General features: G+C 72.8%; 16 protein-coding genes. 12 read left to right on the top strand and 4 right to left on the bottom strand.

Annotated features, from left to right (window positions below):
- Nucleotides 1–4: 4 nt before the first annotated feature.
- Nucleotides 5–1,354: a transaminase gene (locus ACIQOE_RS33255; protein WP_401415417.1), complete on the bottom strand. Its 1,350-nt coding sequence runs from the start codon at nt 1,352–1,354 to the stop codon at nt 5–7.
- A gap of 331 nt (nt 1,355–1,685) precedes the next feature.
- Between ACIQOE_RS33255 and ACIQOE_RS33260 the strand changes: the two genes are divergently transcribed.
- The 7 genes from ACIQOE_RS33260 (at nt 1,686) to ACIQOE_RS33290 (ending at nt 7,641) form a co-directional block, all read left to right on the top strand.
- Nucleotides 1,686–2,207, top strand: a complete 522-nt coding sequence (locus ACIQOE_RS33260) for a hypothetical protein (protein WP_365556755.1) — start codon at nt 1,686–1,688, stop codon at nt 2,205–2,207.
- A 157-nt stretch (nt 2,208–2,364) separates the two neighbouring features.
- Nucleotides 2,365–3,816, top strand: coding sequence for an ATP-binding protein (locus tag ACIQOE_RS33265; protein ID WP_401415420.1), 1,452 nt, complete (start codon nt 2,365–2,367; stop codon nt 3,814–3,816).
- On the top strand, nt 3,813–4,235 hold the full coding sequence (locus ACIQOE_RS33270) for a roadblock/LC7 domain-containing protein (RefSeq protein ID WP_351937257.1): 423 nt from the start codon (nt 3,813–3,815) through the stop codon (nt 4,233–4,235). Before ACIQOE_RS33265 ends, ACIQOE_RS33270 begins: the two co-directional genes overlap by 4 nt.
- Nucleotides 4,232–4,594, top strand: a complete 363-nt coding sequence (locus ACIQOE_RS33275) for a DUF742 domain-containing protein (protein ID WP_365556751.1) — start codon at nt 4,232–4,234, stop codon at nt 4,592–4,594. Before ACIQOE_RS33270 ends, ACIQOE_RS33275 begins: the two co-directional genes overlap by 4 nt.
- The gene (locus ACIQOE_RS33280; protein WP_401415422.1) at nt 4,566–5,189 is read left to right on the top strand and encodes a GTP-binding protein; all 624 of its coding nucleotides are present in this window, start codon (nt 4,566–4,568) and stop codon (nt 5,187–5,189) included. Before ACIQOE_RS33275 ends, ACIQOE_RS33280 begins: the two co-directional genes overlap by 29 nt.
- Nucleotides 5,186–6,412 (top strand): cytochrome P450, encoded by a 1,227-nt coding sequence (locus ACIQOE_RS33285; RefSeq protein ID WP_401415424.1) that lies wholly within the window; start codon nt 5,186–5,188, stop codon nt 6,410–6,412. The genes ACIQOE_RS33280 and ACIQOE_RS33285 overlap by 4 nt, the downstream gene beginning before the upstream one ends.
- Complete coding sequence (locus tag ACIQOE_RS33290) at nt 6,409–7,641, top strand: cytochrome P450 (RefSeq protein ID WP_401415426.1); 1,233 nt, start codon at nt 6,409–6,411, stop codon at nt 7,639–7,641. Before ACIQOE_RS33285 ends, ACIQOE_RS33290 begins: the two co-directional genes overlap by 4 nt.
- A 135-nt stretch (nt 7,642–7,776) precedes the next feature.
- Here the strand turns inward: ACIQOE_RS33290 and ACIQOE_RS33295 are convergent, their stop codons facing one another.
- Nucleotides 7,777–9,306, bottom strand: coding sequence for a helix-turn-helix domain-containing protein (locus tag ACIQOE_RS33295; RefSeq protein ID WP_401415428.1), 1,530 nt, complete (start codon nt 9,304–9,306; stop codon nt 7,777–7,779).
- 334 nt (nt 9,307–9,640) lie between these two features.
- Here ACIQOE_RS33295 and ACIQOE_RS33300 point away from each other — a divergent pair, with 334 nt between their 5' ends.
- The 3 genes from ACIQOE_RS33300 to ACIQOE_RS33310 all read left to right on the top strand — a co-directional run bounded on the left by ACIQOE_RS33300 (nt 9,641) and on the right by ACIQOE_RS33310 (nt 12,487).
- The gene (locus ACIQOE_RS33300; RefSeq protein WP_351323165.1) at nt 9,641–10,261 is read left to right on the top strand and encodes an L-threonylcarbamoyladenylate synthase; all 621 of its coding nucleotides are present in this window, start codon (nt 9,641–9,643) and stop codon (nt 10,259–10,261) included.
- Between the two features lie 112 nt (nt 10,262–10,373).
- A complete protein-coding gene (locus ACIQOE_RS33305; RefSeq protein ID WP_399010657.1) occupies nt 10,374–11,129 on the top strand; it encodes a dienelactone hydrolase family protein in 756 nt (251 codons plus the stop codon).
- 158 nt (nt 11,130–11,287) lie between these two features.
- The gene (locus tag ACIQOE_RS33310; RefSeq protein WP_401415431.1) at nt 11,288–12,487 is read left to right on the top strand and encodes a glycoside hydrolase family 64 protein; all 1,200 of its coding nucleotides are present in this window, start codon (nt 11,288–11,290) and stop codon (nt 12,485–12,487) included.
- Between the two features lie 58 nt (nt 12,488–12,545).
- On the opposite strand, the gene ACIQOE_RS33315 is transcribed toward ACIQOE_RS33310, so the two are convergent.
- Together ACIQOE_RS33315 and ACIQOE_RS33320 are read right to left on the bottom strand one after the other, a co-directional pair.
- Nucleotides 12,546–14,948, bottom strand: a complete 2,403-nt coding sequence (locus ACIQOE_RS33315) for a M4 family metallopeptidase (RefSeq protein ID WP_362648458.1) — start codon at nt 14,946–14,948, stop codon at nt 12,546–12,548.
- 225 nt (nt 14,949–15,173) lie between these two features.
- On the bottom strand, nt 15,174–15,650 hold the full coding sequence (locus ACIQOE_RS33320; protein ID WP_401415433.1) for a GNAT family N-acetyltransferase: 477 nt from the start codon (nt 15,648–15,650) through the stop codon (nt 15,174–15,176).
- 160 nt (nt 15,651–15,810) lie between these two features.
- Between ACIQOE_RS33320 and ACIQOE_RS33325 the strand changes: the two genes are divergently transcribed.
- A complete protein-coding gene (locus ACIQOE_RS33325) occupies nt 15,811–16,461 on the top strand; it encodes an NAD(P)-binding domain-containing protein (protein WP_362648461.1) in 651 nt (216 codons plus the stop codon).
- Nucleotides 16,462–16,539: 78 nt separating this feature from the next.
- Nucleotides 16,540–18,042, top strand: coding sequence for a metallophosphoesterase family protein (locus ACIQOE_RS33330; protein WP_401415435.1), 1,503 nt, complete (start codon nt 16,540–16,542; stop codon nt 18,040–18,042).
- Nucleotides 18,043–18,103: the final 61 nt, after the last annotated feature.

Here is an 18,103-nt window from a genome sequence, read left to right on the forward strand (position 1 = left end):
CTGGTCAGCCGACGAGTTCGTGCAGGGCGGCGCCGAACACCTCGGTGTGCGTGTCGACATCCTGCTCGGTGGTGTCGGGGCACATCAGCGCCATGTTGTGGAACGGGGTGAGGAGGATGCCCCGGTTGGCGAGGTAGAGGTGCAGGAAGTCCTCCAGTTCGGCGTCGGCGGCGGCCGCGGACTCGGTGCCGGTGCGGGGTGCCGGGTCGGCGAAGCGGTACTCGGTGCGGGCTCCGAGGCGGCTCACCGACCACGGCAGGCCGTGCGCCCCGACGGCCTGCCGGACGCCGGTCTCGAAGCGCTCGGAGAGGTCCGTCATGCGGGCGAACGCCTCGTCGGTGAGCACGTGCTCCAGGGTGGCGCGGGTGGCGGCGAGGGAGAGCGCGTTGCCGGCGAGGGTGCCGCCGACGCCTCCCATGTCGACCAGGTCCAGGTCGGCGCGGGCCAGCAGGCGGTCGGCGAGGTCGGCGGAGAGGCCGTAGGCGCCGGCCGGGATGCCGCCGCCGATGGCCTTGCCGATGGTCAGCAGGTCCGGTTCCAGGTCCCAGGCCGCGGTGCAGCCGCCGGGTCCCGCGGAGAAGGTGTGGGTCTCGTCGTTGATGAGCAGCGTGCCGTGCTGCCTGGTCAGGGCGCGCACGCCGGCCAGGTAGCCGGGTTCGGGCAGGACGATGCCGATGTTGGTGAGCGCGGGCTCCATGAGGACGGCGGCCACGTCGCCGTGGGCGAGTTCGCGCTCCAGCTGCGCCAGGTCGTTGAACTCGGCGACCCGGCTGGTCAGGGTGACGTCGCAGGGCGCGCCGACGTTTCCGGGGCGGGGCGCGCCCTCGCCGTCGGGGCCCACCACGATGAGGGACTCGTCGACGCTGCCGTGGTAGCTGTAGCTGTTCACGAGGATCTTCGGGCGGGCGGTGACGGCCCGGGCGAGCCGGATCGCCCACCGGTTGGCGTCGGTCGCGGTGAGCGAGAAGCTCCAGCGGGCGAGCCCGAAGCGGCGCGTGAGTTCCGCGCCCACCCACTCCGCGTCCTCCGTCGGCAGCATCGCGGTGGCCCCGCCCAGCTCGGCGAACCTGCGGTGCGCCGCCTCCGTCACGACGGCCGGCGAGTGCCCGGCCATCGCGCCGGTGTCGCCGAGGCAGAAGTCGATGTACGTGTGCCCGTCGATGTCGGTGACCCGGGCTCCGCGCGCGGTCGCCAGGTAGCGCGGGAAGGCGCCCGCGGTCTTGTTCATCCAGGTCATCGGGACCCGCCCGAAGAGGTGGTCGGCTCCGGCATATGCGGCTCGGGAGCGGGGGTTGCGGCGCTCGGCCTCGGCGCTCTCCCGGGCCAGCAGGGCGTTCAGTCGGGCGCGGTCCATGGAGTACCCCAGTCGGGATCGACGACGGCGGAACGAGTGGAGAGTACGACCGAAAACGGCGCCTTTTCAAGATCTGGCACTCGAATCGATTGCCAAGTCGATCGATTCACGCGTCGACGCGCCCGCCGACCGCCGACCACCGCGGCTGATACGGAAACGTCCGTTCCGTGTTCGAACATTCACCCCAAAACGCCAGGGTTCGCCACCCCTTCCGCCACGTAGAAATATCTACCAGCATGCATATGCCGGGTTGGCGTGCGAGCGCACCGAGTGCCCGGTGTCGGACGTTCCCTGCCCCGAGGCAGGTGCGCGGTGAACCCCGGAGCGGTGCATGACGAACGCGATGTGGATGCAGGGCGTGGAATGGCTGGCGGCCGCCGCCTCGGACCCCCGGACCTGCAAGTGGGAGTGGGACCACGGGGAGGGCGTCGCACTGCTGGAGGCGGGCCGCTACTGGGACGTGCTCAGCGTCCCGGACCGGCTCGGCCTGCTCACGCTGGACCTGCTGTGGCGGCCGTCGCTGCCGGTGCCGGGGCCGACCCTGGCGGACAGCACCGCCGGCCGGATCGGCTTCTTCCTGCCGCCCGACCCGTCCGGCGGCTGGATCGGCTCCGGCCTGCGCTACGCGACCAGGGGCTCGTGGGTCGCCGTTCCCCCGCCGTACCGGCCCGCACGGTACCTGGAGTGGCTGGTGCCGCCGGACGGCACCGGCGCGCTGCACGTACCGGCCACCCTGGAGCTGGCCCTGCGCGAGGCCAACGGCACGCTCGCGGTGCTGTCACCGATGTGCGGCGACCAGGAGACCGCGCCGATCCCCAACTCGCCTGCCTCGCACGGCATTTCCGACAGTTGACACAGAAGCGAACACCCGCCGAGCAGATTCGAAGGGATGTGACGATTCACCGTGCGGGGCCGGTCGATGACGGTGTGTACTGTGCTGCGAGCGCCACACGGGAGGGCCCAGGGCTCCCCGTGCCCACTGCTGCCCTACTCCCCTGGAAACCGATTCCATGATCGAATTGCCGGAACTGGTGGCCGGTGGTCTCGCCGCCGGAACCCTCTCCGCGCTCGTCCTCGGCGGCGGTCTGCTGCGGGCCCGGCGGCAGAAGGCGGCGCTGCGGGCCGAGGTGACGGAGTTGCGCGCCCGGCTGAGGGCCGCCGAGGGCGCGTTCGTCTCCGAGGTCGAGCACCTGGCCGCCCGCCGGATGCCCGCGGCCGCCGCGCAGCTCACCCATCCGCACCTCAAGGTGCCGGGTCCTGCCGGGCATCAGACGCCAGGGACCCCGACGGGGATCGCGCTGGAGTACGTACTCACCGCGCTGCGCGAGGAGCTGACCGCACAGCGCGCCCGGATCGACGCGGCCGCGCAGGCCGGGCTGCGCGGCGCCACCCGGGAGATCCAGGCCGCTCTCTACCGCCTCCAGGACGCGCTGCGCGGACTCCAGCAGCGCTACGACGAACCGGAGCTGGCGCAGACGCTGTTCGCGCTGGACCACGAGAACGAGCAGTCGCTGCGGCGGGCGCAGGTGGCCGCGGTGGTGTGCGGGGCCTGGGTGGGCCTGGCCCGTGAGGAGTCCCACGTGGTGGACGCGGTGACCGGCGGCCAGGCCCGGCTCGCCGGATACCGCCGGGTGCGCGTCCACAACCACCTGGAACCGGGCACCGCGCTGGTGTCGCACGCGGTCGAGCCGGTCGCGATCATCGTCGCCGAACTCCTCGACAACGCGCTGCGCCACTCGGCGCCCGACACCGACGTCGTGGTCAGTCTGGAGCACGTCCACCACGGGGTGTGCGTCACCGTCGACGACGCGGGCCTCGGCATGACGCAGGACGAACGGGCCCGCGCCCAGCGGCTGGTGGCGGGCAGCGACCCGATCCTGCTGACCGACCTCGGCGATCCGCCGCGGATGGGCCTGGCCGCGGTCGGCCGGCTCACCCGCCAGTTCGACCTGAGCGTCGACGTCTCCTCCCCGTCGCCGTACGGCGGGGTACGCGCGGTGCTCCGGGTCGACACCCACCTGCTCGGCCGGATCGATCCGGAGCTGCGTCCGCCGTCCGTCAGCGCACCGCGCTCCACCCGCGAGCGCGCGGCGCTACGGGAGTCGGCCGGGCAGGCTCCGGCGGCACCGGCCGGGACGGCACCGGCACCGGCACCGGCACCGACTGCCCCCGCCCCGGCCGTCCCGGCACCCGCCGCCGACGGGTCCGGCGGCGCCGAGCACGAACGCGCCCCCGGCCACCAGGAACCCGGGTCGCCGGGCGGGCTGCCGCAGCGGCGGCGCCGTATCCGTCCCGACGCGCCGGAAGCGCCACGGCGGCAACCCGCCGCCGAGCGGCGGCCCGAGGCGGCGGCCGCCGCGCTCGCGGCCCTGCAGTACGGCACGGCGGCGGCGCGCACCCCCAAGCGGGCCCCGGCGCCCGATCCACGACGGACCGACGACGAAGGAGAGGCGGCCCGATGACCAGCCGCGACGCGGGTGAGACGGCATGGGTGCTGGATCCCGTCCTGCAGGTACCGCACGTCCTCGCCGCCGTCCTGCTCACCCGGGACGGCCTCGCGACGGGATACACCGACTCCCTGTCCCAGGCGACCGCCGAGCGGGTGGCCGCGATCACCAGCACCGTGCAGGGCGCCTGCCGGGCCGCGGCGGCCGCGTTCGCGGACCGGGACCGGGCCGAGGTGCGGCAGGTGGTCATCGAGTCGGACCACGGGTACGTGCTGATCGTGCCGACCGACCACGGCACCTGCGTGGCGGCCTACGGCGACCCGGAGGTGCGCCTGGACCTGCTGGCGCACCGGGTGCACTCGCAGGTGGCCCGGCTGGGCGAGAAGGCGATGGCGGCGGCGCCCAGAGGCTCCGACGGCGGCGCGCCGGCATGACCGGCCGCCGTGGCGGCCGTCCCCTGGTCCCCGCGTACCTGTCCACCGGCGGGGTGGCCCGTCCCAGCCGTCCGCACCTGGAACGGCTCACGGTGCTCACCCGTGACGGGACGCCCGTGCCCGCCGGCCTGCCGGCGGCCGAACAGGCCCTGCTGGACCTGCTGTCCGGCGGCGCGCTGACCCTGGTGGAATCGGCGGCGCTGCTGCGGCTGCCGGTCTCCGCCGTCCGGGTGCTGGCGGCCGACCTCGTCGACCGGGGCCTGGTCCGGGCCCGCGCGCCCATCCCGCCCGCCGAACGGTTCGATCCCGACCTGCTGAAGAGAGTGGCCGATGGCCTCCGCGCCCTCAAGCACCGGTGAGCTGCCCCGCACGGGCGGCCCCCATCTCCCCGACACCGCCCGCGACCTGGTCAAGATCCTGGTCACCGGCCCGTTCGGAGTGGGCAAGACGACCCTGATCGACTCGGTGTCGGAGATCCGCCCTCTGCACACCGAGGAACGCCTCACCGAGGCCTCCGCCCGGGTCGACGAGCTGGACGGGATCCGGGACAAGGAGACGACGACCGTCGCGATCGACTTCGGGCGGATCAGCCTGGCCGGCGGCGTCGTGCTCTACCTGTTCGGGACACCGGGACAGCAGCGGTTCCGGACCCTGTGGGACGACATCTCCTACGGGGCGCTCGGGGCCCTGGTCCTGGTGGACGGCCGGCGGATCGACGCCTCCTTCGACGTGCTGGGCCTGGTGGAGGAGGCGGGTCTGCCGTACGCGGTCGCCTTCAACGCGTTTCCCGACGCGCCCGGCCACCACACGGCCGAACAGCTGCGCGCCGCCCTGGACCTGGAGCCCGGCACCCCGATGGTCACCTGTGACGCCCGGGACCCGCACTCCTCGGTCGACGCGCTGCTCGCCCTCGTACAGCATCTGATCGACGACCGGCCGGCGGAGGCCCGATGACCGCACAGCAGTCCTTCACCGCGGCCGCGCCGGTGCGCCTGTGGGAGGACGGTTTCGCCCGGAACCCGCACGGCTACTACGCCGCGCTGCGCGCCCAGGGCCCGGTCGGCTGGGCGGAACTGGCCCCGGACACACCGGCGTACGTCGTCACCGAGCGGCGCGCCGCCCTCGACGTGCTGCGGGACGCGGAGGCCTTCTCGCACGACCCGCGGGGCTGGGAGGCGACCGTCCCCGCGGACTCCCCGCTCCTCGGCATGATGCGCTGGCGGCCCAACGCCCTGTTCTCCGACGGCGACGCGCACCTCCGCTACCGCACCAGCCTCATCGACGTGTTCGACCTGATCGAGCCGCACGACCTGCGCGCGCTGGTGCACCGGGCGGTCCGGCTGCTCGTGGACCGGTTCGGGCCGCGCGGCGAGGCGGACCTCGTCGCCGAGTTCGCCCGGCCGCTGATGGCGCTGGTCTTCAACAACCTGTTCGGGCTGCCGGACAGCCAGGGCGACCGGCTCGACGAGGGCCTCCTGAAGATGATGGAGGGCGGCGCGCGGGCCGCCGAGGGCGAGGCGGAGTACGCCGACTACGTGCTGCGGCTGGTGGCCGCCAAGGTCGCCGAGCGCGGCGAGGATCTGCCGAGCATGCTCCTGGACCATCCGGCCGGCCTGACCCAGGAGGAGGTCACCTGGCAGGTCTTCCTCACCCTCGGCGCCGGGTACGAGCCGACCACGAACCTCGTCTCCAACGCGCTGTCCAGGATCCTCGGCAACTCCCTCTACTACTCCACGCTCACCAGCGGCGCCCGCCCGGTCATGGACGCGGTGGTCGAGGTGCTGCACCACGAGACCCCGCTGGCCAACTACGGCGTCTACTACGCGCGCCGGCCCGTCCCGCTGCACGGGACATGGGTCAGGCCGGCGGTCCCGGTCGTCGTCTCCTTCGGCGCCCTCGGGCTGTTCGCCGAACGCGAGGCCGGCGGCGGACGGCGGGGCGGGGACGCCTCGCACCTGTCGTGGGGCGCGGGGCCGCACGCCTGCCCGGTCCGGCACCACGCGCTGCTCGTGGCGACCGAGGCGATCGAGCGGCTGACCCAGTGGCTGCCCGATCTCGACCCGGTGCTGCCGCGGGACCGGCTCGGCTGGCGGCCCGGTCCCTTCCACCGCTCGCTCACCTCGCTGCCCGTCCGGTTCACTCCCCGCTCCCCCGACCGGCCCGGAGGCTCGTCGTGACCGTCACCGACCGCTTCGCCCTCGACCCGTTCGGCTCGGACATCGCGGCGGAGAGCGCCCGGCTGCGCGCCCTCGGCCCGCTGGTGCCCGTCGAACTGCCCGGCGGCATCCCGGCCTGGGCCCCCACCGGCTACGACGTTCTCAGGGAACTGATCCTCGATCCCCGGGTCAGCAAGGACCCGCGCAGGCACTGGCGGTTGTGGCCCCGGATCGGTGAACACCCCGCCTGGGGCTGGGTGCTCGGCTGGATCGGCGTGGTCAACATGCTCTCCGCCTACGGCCCCGACCACACCCGGCTGCGCAGGCTGGTGGCGCCGAGCTTCACGCACCGGCGCACCGAGGCGATGCTCCCGCGGGTGACGGCCATCGCCGGTGACCTGCTCGACGCGGTGGCGGCCGCGGGCGCCGACGGCTCGGTGGTGGATCTGCGGGCCGGACTCGCGCATCCGCTGCCGATGCGGATGATCTGCGAACTCTTCGGTGTCCCGGATGAGTTGACGGAGGACACCGGCGAACTGATCGCGGCCATCATGGACACCTCCGATCCGAGTCCGGAGCACGCCGCGTTCGTGCAGGAGCGGATCGGCACGGTCCTCGGGGCCCTGATCGCGCACAAGGCCGCGCACCCGGGCGACGACATGACCACGGAGCTGATCCGGGTCCGCGACGAGGACGGCGACCGGCTCGGCGACGACGAGTTGCTGTACACGCTGCTGCTGGTGATCGGCGCGGGCTTCGAGACCACGGTCAACCTGATCGGCAACGCCGTGGTGGCGCTGCTGACCCGTCCGGACCAGTTGGCGGCGGTACGTGCCGGGACGGTCGGCTGGGAGGCGGTGGTCGACGAGACGCTGCGGGTGCATCCGTCGATCGCCGCGCTGCCGCTGCGGTTCGCGGTGACCGATCTGAAGGTGGCGGACGTGACCGTGCCGGCCGGGGACGCGATCATCACGACGTACGCGGCGGCGGGCCTGGATCCGGCGCGCTACGGGGCGGACGCGGACGTGTTCGACGCGGCGCGCGGGGCCGGCGACCATCTCTCGTTCGGGCTGGGCGTGCACCGCTGCATCGGCGCGCCGCTGGCCCGTGCCGAGGCGCTCGCCGCGCTGCCCGCCCTGTTCGGCCGTTTCCCGGGACTGCGGCTGGCGGTCGGGGCGCGGGGGCTGCGGCAGGTGCCGTCGTTCATCGCCTTCGGCTGGCGGGAGATCCCGGTCCTGCTGGGCGGGTGAGGTCCCGGAACGCGTGCCGGAGCGCGGGGGCTGCGACCGGTCCCCCGTTCCGGTCGTGCCCCCGCGGGATGTGAACTTACGTGCGGATGTGGCCGTTGGGTATCGCAACGATGCCCGATCGGTCACCCGGAGGGCTCACCCGTGCACAGGTGAGTCCGGTTGGCCCGGATTCGCCCTGAGCAGGGCGGGGGCGGTGAGGTCGCCGAGGGCGAGGTGGGCCAGGACGACCTCGTACAGGTCGGTGCCGGCGGCCAGCAGTTGCCGTTCCAGCACGGGCTCGGCGCCCCGGACGTGTTCGCGGACGGTCTGGGCGTGCACTCCGAGGTCCTGGGCGGCGCGTTCGGCGTTGCCGCCAGCGGCGATCCAGGCCCGCAGGGTACCGCGCAGATCGCGTCCGTCGCGGGTCAGCCGGTCCAGCAGGTCGTGCGCCCAGGCGCGCAGGCCGGGTCCGGCCAGCAGGTCCGCGAGCCGTGCGCCGGGTACCGGAGGCGGCGCGCCGCCGAGGTCCTCGGTGCCGGCCGCCTGGGTGTTCAGGGCGAGGTGGGCGGTGGCGCGCACGGCGAGGTCGGAGAAGTCGGCGCCGAGCAGGCCCTCGACGCGGTCCATGCGGGCGCGGACGGTGTTGCGGCTGACGCCGAGCACCTTGGCCGCGCTGACCGCGGTGAACTCCAGGCCGAGGCGGGTGGTGGCGAGGAGTTCCGCGCGGGTGTGGTGGGGCAGGACGTCCAGCGGCCGGAGCACGGCGGCGGACCAGGCCTGCAGCGCGGCGGGGTCCATCAGCCGTTCCGGGTGGGTGCGTTCGGCGTAGACGGCGGCCTGGTCGGAGCGGAAGTGGGCGACGGCGAGGGCGCTGACGGCCTGGCCGTAGGCGGTGGCGGTGCGGGCGAGGCTCTGCCGGACGCTGCCGCCGAGGAAGGTGCCGGGACGGCCGTCGACCAGCGAGCGCAGCCACTGACCGGCGGTGGGCGCGGGGCTGACGACGATGACGTGGCCGTCGACCGCGGGACAGCGCACCACCAGGGCCTGGCCTCGGGTGATGTCGAGGCAGTCCTCGGCGAGGCCGTCGCGTTCGGCGGGGTCTCCCTCGACGACGAACACGCGGGCGCTGTCGGTGTCCAGGAGGCCGGGCCACAGGCCGGCGGCGACCCGGCGGGCGGAGACGGTGTCCTCGACCATCAGCAGTTGCAGGATGGCCAGCCGCAGGTCGGCGGTGGCCCGGCGCAGCCGGCGCCCGGCGGCCCTCGACTCGCGCTCGCGCAGCAGGAGTTCGATGACACCCGCGGCATGGGTGACGATCTCCGCGGCGCGCCGGTCGAAGGGGCTGTCGCGGGCCACCGCGAGCAGCGAGGCGGCCGCGGGGCGCGGCTCCGGGGCGGGCACGGAGACCAGGCGCAGGTGCCGGTCGCCGTCCTGGACGGCGGCGGCGGAGATCCGGCCGGCGACCACCTCGGCGACGAGGCCGGCGTCGAGGGGCAGCCGCTCACCGGCGAGCACGGCGCCGCCGGCGTCCTGGAGGCAGACCGTGGCCCGTACGGCGCGGGCGAGCCAGGTGACCACCCGGCGCGGGTCGCGGGCCCCGGGGCGCAGGTGGTCGAGGAGCTGCGCGGTCCACACGTCGTCCTGGGATGTCGGGGGGTGCGGGCCCTCGCCTGCCCGGCCAGCCATCTCGCCCTGCTCCTCGTCCGTAGCGTTGACCTCGGTCTATGGACGTTACCCGATGAACCCGTGCGGTCCGGGCCGCCGGGTACACCTTCGCCGGCGGCCCTCGGGGGAAGGGCCGCCGGCGAAGAACGCCTCACCCGGGGCCGGGGGGAGGGCCCTCGGGCGGCTGAGTGTGCGGGTTCCCCGGTTTCGACCGTCCATGCACACGAGTTCCCCGCGATCCGGGCCGCGGTTCCTTGCCGGAATCCGCTCGGCGCCGTTCCGGGTCCCGGCGGTCCACCGTCCCTCAGGTCGAGCCCGTCGGGCCGTGCGAGCCGGGTGGGCATAAGCTCGGCGGATGGCGAAGTACTTCGACGTGCACCCCGACAACCCGCAGCCGCGCAGCATCTCCCAGATCGCCGACGCGGTGCGCTCCGGTTCCCTCATCGCGTACCCGACCGACTCCTGCTACGCGCTGGGCTGCCAGCTCGGCAGCCGGGACGGCATCGACCGGATCCGCTCCATCCGGCACCTGGACGACCGGCACCACTTCACCCTGATGTGCCGCGACTTCGCCCAGCTCGGCCAGTTCGTGCGCGTCGACAACGACGTGTTCCGGGCCGTGAAGGCGTCGACCCCCGGCAGCTACACCTTCATCCTCCCGGCGACCCGCGAGGTGCCGCGCAAGCTGCTGCACCCGAAGAAGAAGACCGTCGGCGTGCGCATCCCCGACCACGTGGTCACCCAGGCGCTGCTGGCGGAGCTGGGCGAGCCGCTGCTGTCCAGCACCCTGCTGCTGCCGGACGAGAAGGAACCGCCGACCCAGGGCTGGGAGATCAAGGACCGCCTGGACCACCAGGTGGACGCGGTCGTCGACTCCGGGGAGTGCGGCACCGAACCGACCACGGTCGTCGACTTCTCCGACGGCGAGGCGGTCATCGTCCGCCGGGGCGCGGGAGACGTCTCGCGCTTCGAGTGACGGCGGGCTCCCCGCGCGGAGGTCCTCTCACCTTCGCGTGCCACGATGATCGTGACATGCCGCGCCGGGCCTCCCCCGACCCGACGCCGACTCCACAGAGAGGCACTGCGCCATGACCGCCGTACAGGGATCCGACGTGGACATCACCACCGAGGACGGCGTCGCCGACGCCTACCTGGCTCACCCCGCCGACGGCCTCCCCCACCCCGGGGTGCTCTTCTACCAGGACGCCTACGGCATCCGCCCGCACCTGAAGGCAATGGCGGACCGGCTCGCCGGCGAGGGCTACACGGTCCTGCTGCCGAACGTCTTCTACCGCAGCGGCCGTACCCCGGTCTTCGACCTGCCCGAGTTCATCGACCCGTCGGCGGACCCGACGATCTGGCAGCAGATCATGCCGGTCATGTCGTCGCTGACGCCGGAACTCAGCGTCCGTGACTCGGGCGCCTACCTGGACTGGATGGCCGGGAACCCGCTGGTGGCCGACGGTCCGGTGGCGATCACCGGCTACTGCCTGGGTGCCCGGCTGGCGGTGCGGACCGCCGCCGCGTTCCCCGACCGGATCGCGGCCGCGGGCGGCTTCCACGGCGGCCAGCTGGTCACCGAGGACGCGGAGAGCCCGCACCTGCTGGCCGACCGGATCACGGCGGAGCTGTACTTCGGCTTCGCAGACCAGGACCAGTCCATGACGGAGGAGCAGATCCGCACCTTCGAGCGGGCGCTGACCGCCGCCGGGGTCCGCAACACCTGCGAGGTCTACCCGGGCGCCGGCCACGGGTACACCCAGGCCGACACGCCCGCGTACTCCGCCGAGGCCGCCGAACGGCACTGGGACGCGCTGCTCGGTCTGCTGAAGCGCACCTTCTGATCCGGCCGCGTCCGCAGGATCGGGGGCCCGTCGTCCGGCGGGCCCCCGATTCCGTCCCCACTCATTGACATGCACCCGTCCCACCGGCACGCTGAGAGCGCTCTCAAACTGGTACGGACCAATATCCGTACGACCCCGACCCCACACGGAGGTGGAGAGTGCGCACAGGATTCGCACGCCGCACGCTGCCCCTGGCGGCCGCCGCGGCGCTGATCGGCGGGGCGCTCACCCTGGGCACCCCGCAACCGGCCGCCGCCGCGGTGCCGGACACCATCCCCCTGAAGATCACCAACAACTCCGGCCGCGGCGACCAGGTCTACGTCTACGACCTCGGCACCCAGCTCTCCACCGGACGGCAGGGCTGGGCCGACGCGAACGGCACCTTCCACGCCTGGCCGGCCGGCGGCAACCCGCCGACCCCCGCACCGGACGCCTCGATCGCGGGCCCGGCGGCCGGACAGTCCAAGACGATCCGGATCCCGAAGTTCTCCGGCCGGATCTACTTCTCCTACGGCCAGAAGCTCGACTTCAGGCTGACCACCGGCGGCCTGGTGCAGCCCGCCGTGCAGAATCCGAGCGACCCCAACCGCAACATCCTCTTCAACTGGTCCGAGTACACGCTCAACGACGCGGGCCTGTGGATCAACAGCACCCAGGTCGACATGTTCTCGGCGCCGTACGCGGTCGGCGTGCAGCGCTCGGACGGCTCGGTGGCCAGCACCGGCCACCTCAAGTCCGGCGGCTACAACGCGGTCTTCAACGCGCTGCGCGGACAGTCGGGCGGCTGGGCGAACCTGGTGCAGACCCGGTCGGACGGCACCGTGCTCCGCGCGCTCTCCCCGCTGTACGGCGTGGAGACCGGGGGGCTGCCCGCGAGCGTCCTGAACGACTACGTCAACCGGGTCTGGACGAAGTACGCGTCCACGACCCTGACGGTGACGCCGTTCGCCGACCAGCCGAACACCAAGTACTTCGGCCGGGTCTCGGGCAACGTCATGAACTTCACCAACTCCGCGGGGGCGGTGGTGACCAGCTTCCAGAAGCCCGACTCGGGCAGTGTCTTCGGCTGCCACAACCTGCTGGACGCGCCCAACGACCAGGTGCGCGGCCCGATCTCGCGCACCCTGTGCGCGGGCTTCAACCGGTCCACGCTGCTCACGAGCGCGAACCAGCCGGACACCAACCCGGCCGACTTCTACAAGGACGCGGTGACCAACCAGTACGCGCGCGCCGTCCACGCGCAGATGGCCGACGGCAAGGCGTACGCCTTCGCCTTCGACGACGTCGGCAACCAGGAGTCGCTGGTCAACGACGGCGGTCCGCAGCAGGCGTACCTCACACTGGATCCGCTGAGCTGACACACACGGGCGTCCCGCGGCCGGAGACCGGCCGCGGGACGCGCGTTCTGTCAAAGGATCAGCCTGTCGTCACGGCGGTGTCGTCGACGACGAAGCTGGTCTGCAGCGAGGAGTCCTCCACGCCGGTGAACTTCAGCGTCACGGTGCTGCCCGCGAAGGAGCCGAGGCTGAAGGACTTCTGCACGTACCCGGTGGCCTTGTTGAGGTTGGAGTACGTGGCCAGGGTGGTCGAACCGGCGGTGACCGTCAGCTTGTCGTACTGCGTGCTGCTGGTGGTCTCGGCGGTGTCGATGTGCAGGTAGAACGTGAACGTGGTGTTGGTGCAGCCGCTCGGGATCGTCACCGACTGGGACAGCGAGTCGGTGTGGGTCGAGCCGTAGCCGTCCAGCCACGCCTTGTACGAGCCGCCGTGGGCCGCCTGGCCGGTGTCGTTGGTGATGACCCCGCTGGTGGCGGTCCAGGTGGTGTTGCCCGACTCGAAGCCCGCGTTGCCGAGGAGCTGCGTGGCGGTGCAACTGCCGCCGCCCCCGCTGGAACTGACGGTCCAGGTGAAGGAGGCGGTGCCGGTGGCGCCCGTGGAGTCGGTCACCGTGACGGTCGTGCTGGAGGTGCCGGCCGTCGTCGGGGTGCCGGTGACGGCACCGGTGGAGCTGTTGATCGACAGGCCGGCCGGCAGTCCGGTCGCCGCGTAGCTCAGCGAGCCGCTGTTGGTGCTGCTGGCCGAGATCTGCAGGCTGACCGCGGTGCCCACGGTGGAGGACTGGCTGCCCGGGTTGGTGACCGTGACCCCCGAGGTCGGCGGGGTGACGTGGCTGCCGACGTTGATGCCCGCGAAGGCGTTGGCCACACCCGCGTACTGGGCGGAGCTCGCGCCGTACAGCGCGGTCGCGGCGTTGAGCGCCGCGGTCCTGGCGGCCGCGTAGTTGGTGCTGGACGTCATGTACGTCGTCAGCGCCTTGTACCAGATCTGCAGGGCCGCGGCCCGGCCGATGCCGGCGACGGCGACGCCGTCGGAGGTCGGGCTGTTGTAGGTGACCCCGTTGATGGTCTTGCTGCCGCTGCCCTCGGACAGCAGGTAGAACATGTGGTTCGCGGGGCCAGAGGAGTAGTGCACGTCGAGGTTGCCGACGCCGGAGTACCAGCTGTCCGCGGAGGCACCGTCCTTGCTGGGCTTGTCCATGTAGCGCAGCGGGGAGCCGTCGCCGTTGATGTTGATCTTCTCGCCGATGAGGTAGTCACCGACGTCGGAGGAGTTGTTGGCGTAGAACTCGACGCCGGTGCCGAAGATGTCCGAGGTGGCCTCGTTCAGGCCGCCGGACTCACCGGTGTAGTTGAGGCCCGCGGTGTTGGAGGTGACGCCGTGGCTCATCTCGTGGCCTGCCACGTCCAGCGAGGTGAGGGCGTGGGTGTTGCCGGAGCCGTCGCCGTAGGTCATGCAGAAGCAGCTGTCGTCCCAGAACGCGTTGACGTAGCCGCTGCTGTAGTGGACCCGCGAGTAGGCCGCGACGCCGTTGTTCTTGATGCCGCTGCGGCCGAAGGTGTTCTTGTAGAAGTCCCAGGTCTCCTGGGCGCCGTAGGCCGCGTCGGCGCCCGCGGTCTGGGTGTTGGAGCCGGCTCCGGTGCCCCAGACGTCGTCGGCGTCGGTCATCAGGGTGCCGGTGCCCGAGGTGCCGTTGTTGAGGCTGTACGTCTTGTGGCCGCCGCGCGTGGTGTCGTACAGCTGGTACGTCGAACCCGACAGGGTCGTGTTCAGCGTGACCGTGCCGCTGTACTGGGTGTTGCCGGTGCCGGACTTGACCGCCTGGTAGCGGTACAGCTCCTTGCCGGTCGTGGCGTCCGTGACGACGTGCAGCTGGCTCGGGGTGCCGTCGTCCTGGAAGCCGCCGACCACGGTCTCCCAGGCGAGCTTCGGGGTGCCGTTGCCGGCCCAGATCACCTTGCGCGCGCTGTCGGCGGCGGGCTTCTCGGCGGCCAGCGACTTGGCGGTCTTGAGCGCCGAGGCCTGGGCGGCGGACTTGGTGACGGCCGCGGTGGTGGAGGCCACCTTGACGGTGCGCTGGTTGTTGAAGGTGGTGCTGACCGTGCCGGCCGCCAGCGAGGCGGGCGGGGTGTGCACGATCAGGTCGCCGCCGAGGACCGGCAGGCCCGCGTAGGTGCGCTCGTAACGGGTGTGCAGGGTGCCGTCGTTGTCCTTGACGACGTCCTTGACGACCAGCTTCTCCTTGGCGCCGAGGCCGATCTGCCGGGCGGTCGCGGCGGTCTGCTGCTGGGCGCTCTTGAGCAGCGCGGTGTGCTGGGCCGGGCTGAGTTCGGCCTCCAGGCCGCCGGCGCGGAGGGGGCTGGGGTGGGGGGCGGCGGGCTTGGCGTTCGCGGGGACCGACTGGATGCCGACGGCGAACAGCGCCACGGTGGAGACCAGGGCGGCTCCGACCGTGGCGCGTCTGTGGGGAAGACGTCTCACTCGAACTCCTCCTGCTGCGGCCGCCGGGTCGCGGCCGGTGACAGACCGGGCAGACGGGGTGTGCTGACCGGGACGAGCTGAGCTGTGCGGGGACCGGGATCGGCGGGACCGGGACAAGGGGTCCGTGATCCGTGGACACGCCGTGGAGAAAGCGTGCGCGGAGCGAGGATTCCAGCCTTGATGCGGCCATGTCATTCAAGTCGAGAGCAATCGAGGGTTTTCCCTCTACGCCGCGGGGCGGCCGGGGCCGGGCGGGGCCCAGGAAGACGGCGGGCGGACCATGAACACGTCCACGGCGTCCTCGGTCTCGACGGTGAACCCGTGCCGCTCGTAGAGCCGCCGGGCCGCGCTGCCGCGCAGGACGTTCAGCCGGACCCGGACGCCGTCACGGTCGCACCGCTCCAGCAGCGCGCGCAGCACGCCCGAACCGACCCCGCCGCCCTGGACGTCCGGGGCCAGGTAGAAGTGTTCCAGCCAGTGGGCGTCGGCGGCGGGCCGCAGCGCGACGCAGCCGGCGAAGGCGCCGCCCACCTCGATCACCCAGGTGTGGGCCGCGTCGAATCCGTCCCGCAGCCGCTGCCGGACGCGCCACGGGTCGTACCGGCCGAGCCGCTCCAGGTCGTCCCGCAGGACCACGGCGCGCAGCCCGGCCACCGCCTCGACGTCCGCCGGCGACGCCGGCCGCATCCCCCAGTCCCCCATGACGCGCCAGACTAGCCCGCCGCCGCGACGTCCGGCGACCCGCCCGAGCCGAGGCCGCCGGACCGTTTTATCCTGATTGTTCCGAGTGCGGACCGGTGCCGCGGTCTCCCGGTCCCGGTCCCGCGCCGGGGGCTCACACCCTCACGGAAGGGGCGCATCCATGCGGGTCTTCATCGTCGGCACGGGCAACATGGCGGGCGGTATCGCCACCCGGGCGCTGGCGGGCGGGCACACGGTCCGGCTGGTCGGCACCGATCCGGCCAAGGCCGCCGCCCTCGCCGACGCCCTCGGCGCACGGACGGACGGCGCCGACGTGGCACCCGCGGTGCCGGACGCGGTCGGGTCGGCGGACGTGGTGGTGCTGGCCGTGCCGTTCGACGCGGCCCGGCAGGTGGTGGCCGAGTACGGCGACCACCTCGCAGGCAAGACGGTCGTCGACATCTCCAACCCGGTGGACTTCGCCACCTTCGACTCGCTCACCGTGCCCGCGGACAGCTCCGGCGCCCAGCAGATCGCGGCGGCGGCCGCGCCGGGCACCCGAGTGGTGAAGGCGTTCAACACCACGTTCGCGGGCCCGCTGGTGACCGGCGAGGCGGGCGGACTGCCGCTGGACGTGTTCATCGCGGGTGACGACCCGGCGGCCCGCGACCAGGTCGCCGAGCTGGCCTCCTCCGGCGGGCTCAACCCGGTGGTCGTCGGCGGCCTGCGGCACGCCCGCGAACTGGAGGGCATCCAGTTGCTGCACATGGCCCTGCAGAACCGCCCCGAGGGGCACGGCTGGATGAGCGCCCTCAAGATCGTCGCCGACTGATCCGCGCCGAGGTGTCCGCGAGGCGCTCGGCCAACCCCTGCCCCCGGCCCGCCGGTTGATCATTGCTACGGTGCCCGCGTGTCTGACTCCTCACGCGAGACCGCGGAAGGCGCCGGCTGGGGCGAGGCCGAACGCGGGGCCTACCGCCAGTTGATGCCCAACCATGTCGAGAAGCTGTACTGGCTCAACCCGAGAACCATGTGGGCCGCCCGCAACGGCGTGCTGGCGTCCTGGTTCGGCGACCCGACCGGCCGCACCCGCGGCCGCTGGGTGGCGCAACGGGCGGCGGCCGGGGCGGCACCGGACAAGGTGATCCGGCGCGCCGACGCCGACCGCTTCTCGTTCATGGTGATCGGCGACACCGGCGAGGGCGACGACCCCCAGTACGCCGTCGTGCCCGGGTTCCTGAAGGTCAGTCAGGACACCGACTTCGCGGTGATCGCCAGCGACGTGATCTACCCGGTCGGCGCCGCCGACGACTACGCCACCAAGTTCTTCCGTCCCTACCAGGACTATCCCGCGCCGATCTACGCGATACCCGGCAACCACGACTGGTACGAGGACCTCGGCGCGTTCATGCGCGTCTTCTGCGGCGACGCGCCGCCGCTGCCGCCCGAGCCGAAGCCCCGTCCGCTCTCCCCCGCGTGGTGGCGGGCACTGCTGTGGCACCGGCCGAGCCGCACCGACGAACAACTGCTCGCGCAGGCACGGGCGTTGCGGTCGGCGCCGGAGCAGGGCGCCGAACAGCCCGGTCCCTACTGGGCGATCGACGCCGGTCCGGTGCGGATCGTCGGCATCGACACCGGGCTGCTCGGCACGCTCGACGCCGAACAGGGCGCCTGGCTGCGGGAGGTGTCACGGGGACCGCGTCCGAAGATCCTGGTGACCGGCTCCCCGCTGTACGTGGACGGCGAGCACCACCCGTGCCCGATCGACGGCGGCGGCACCGTCGACGACATCGTCCGCGACCCGGCGCACGGCTACGTGGCGGCGATCGGCGGGGACATCCACAACTACCAGCGCTACCCGGTCGACGTGGGCGGCCGGACCCTCCAGTACGTGGTCGCGGGCGGCGGCGGTGCGTTCATGCACGCCACCCACACCATCCCCCGCGTCTCCGTGGCGGACGTGACCGAGGACGACTTCCGCTGCTACCCGCTGCGCGGCGACTCCCTGGCCTTCTACAGCCGCCTCTACGGCCGCCGGCTGCGCATGCCCCGGTTCTTCACGCTGACCGCGGCGGAGGCGACGGCCGTGATCGCCGAGCGCCTCGGCATCAAGCCCAGCCGGGAGCCCGGTCCCGAGACCCGGGTCACCCGCCGCATCCGGCTGGTCGCGAGCCTGCTCGGCGCGGGCGGCCGCCCGGACCGCACCTCCCGGTTCCGGCTGCCGGTGAAGAAGATCTACACGCAGCTGTTCTCGCCGGGCTCGGCCACCTACAGTCCGCCGTTCTTCAAGTGCTTCCTGCGCCTGGACGTGACCCCGGAGGCGGTGCGGCTGCGCTGCTTCGCCGCGACCGGGAACCGGACGCAGGAGGTGGACCCGCCGGTCGAGGACGAGGTCGTCATCCCCCTGACCTGACCCGGAGCTGATCACACTCCCGCAATGTTCGGGTGCCACAATCAGGGCAGAACTGACGTAC

It is taken from the genome of Streptomyces sp. NPDC091282 (genome assembly GCF_044757385.1).
GTDB classification, from domain to species: domain Bacteria; phylum Actinomycetota; class Actinomycetes; order Streptomycetales; family Streptomycetaceae; genus Streptomyces; species Streptomyces gramineus.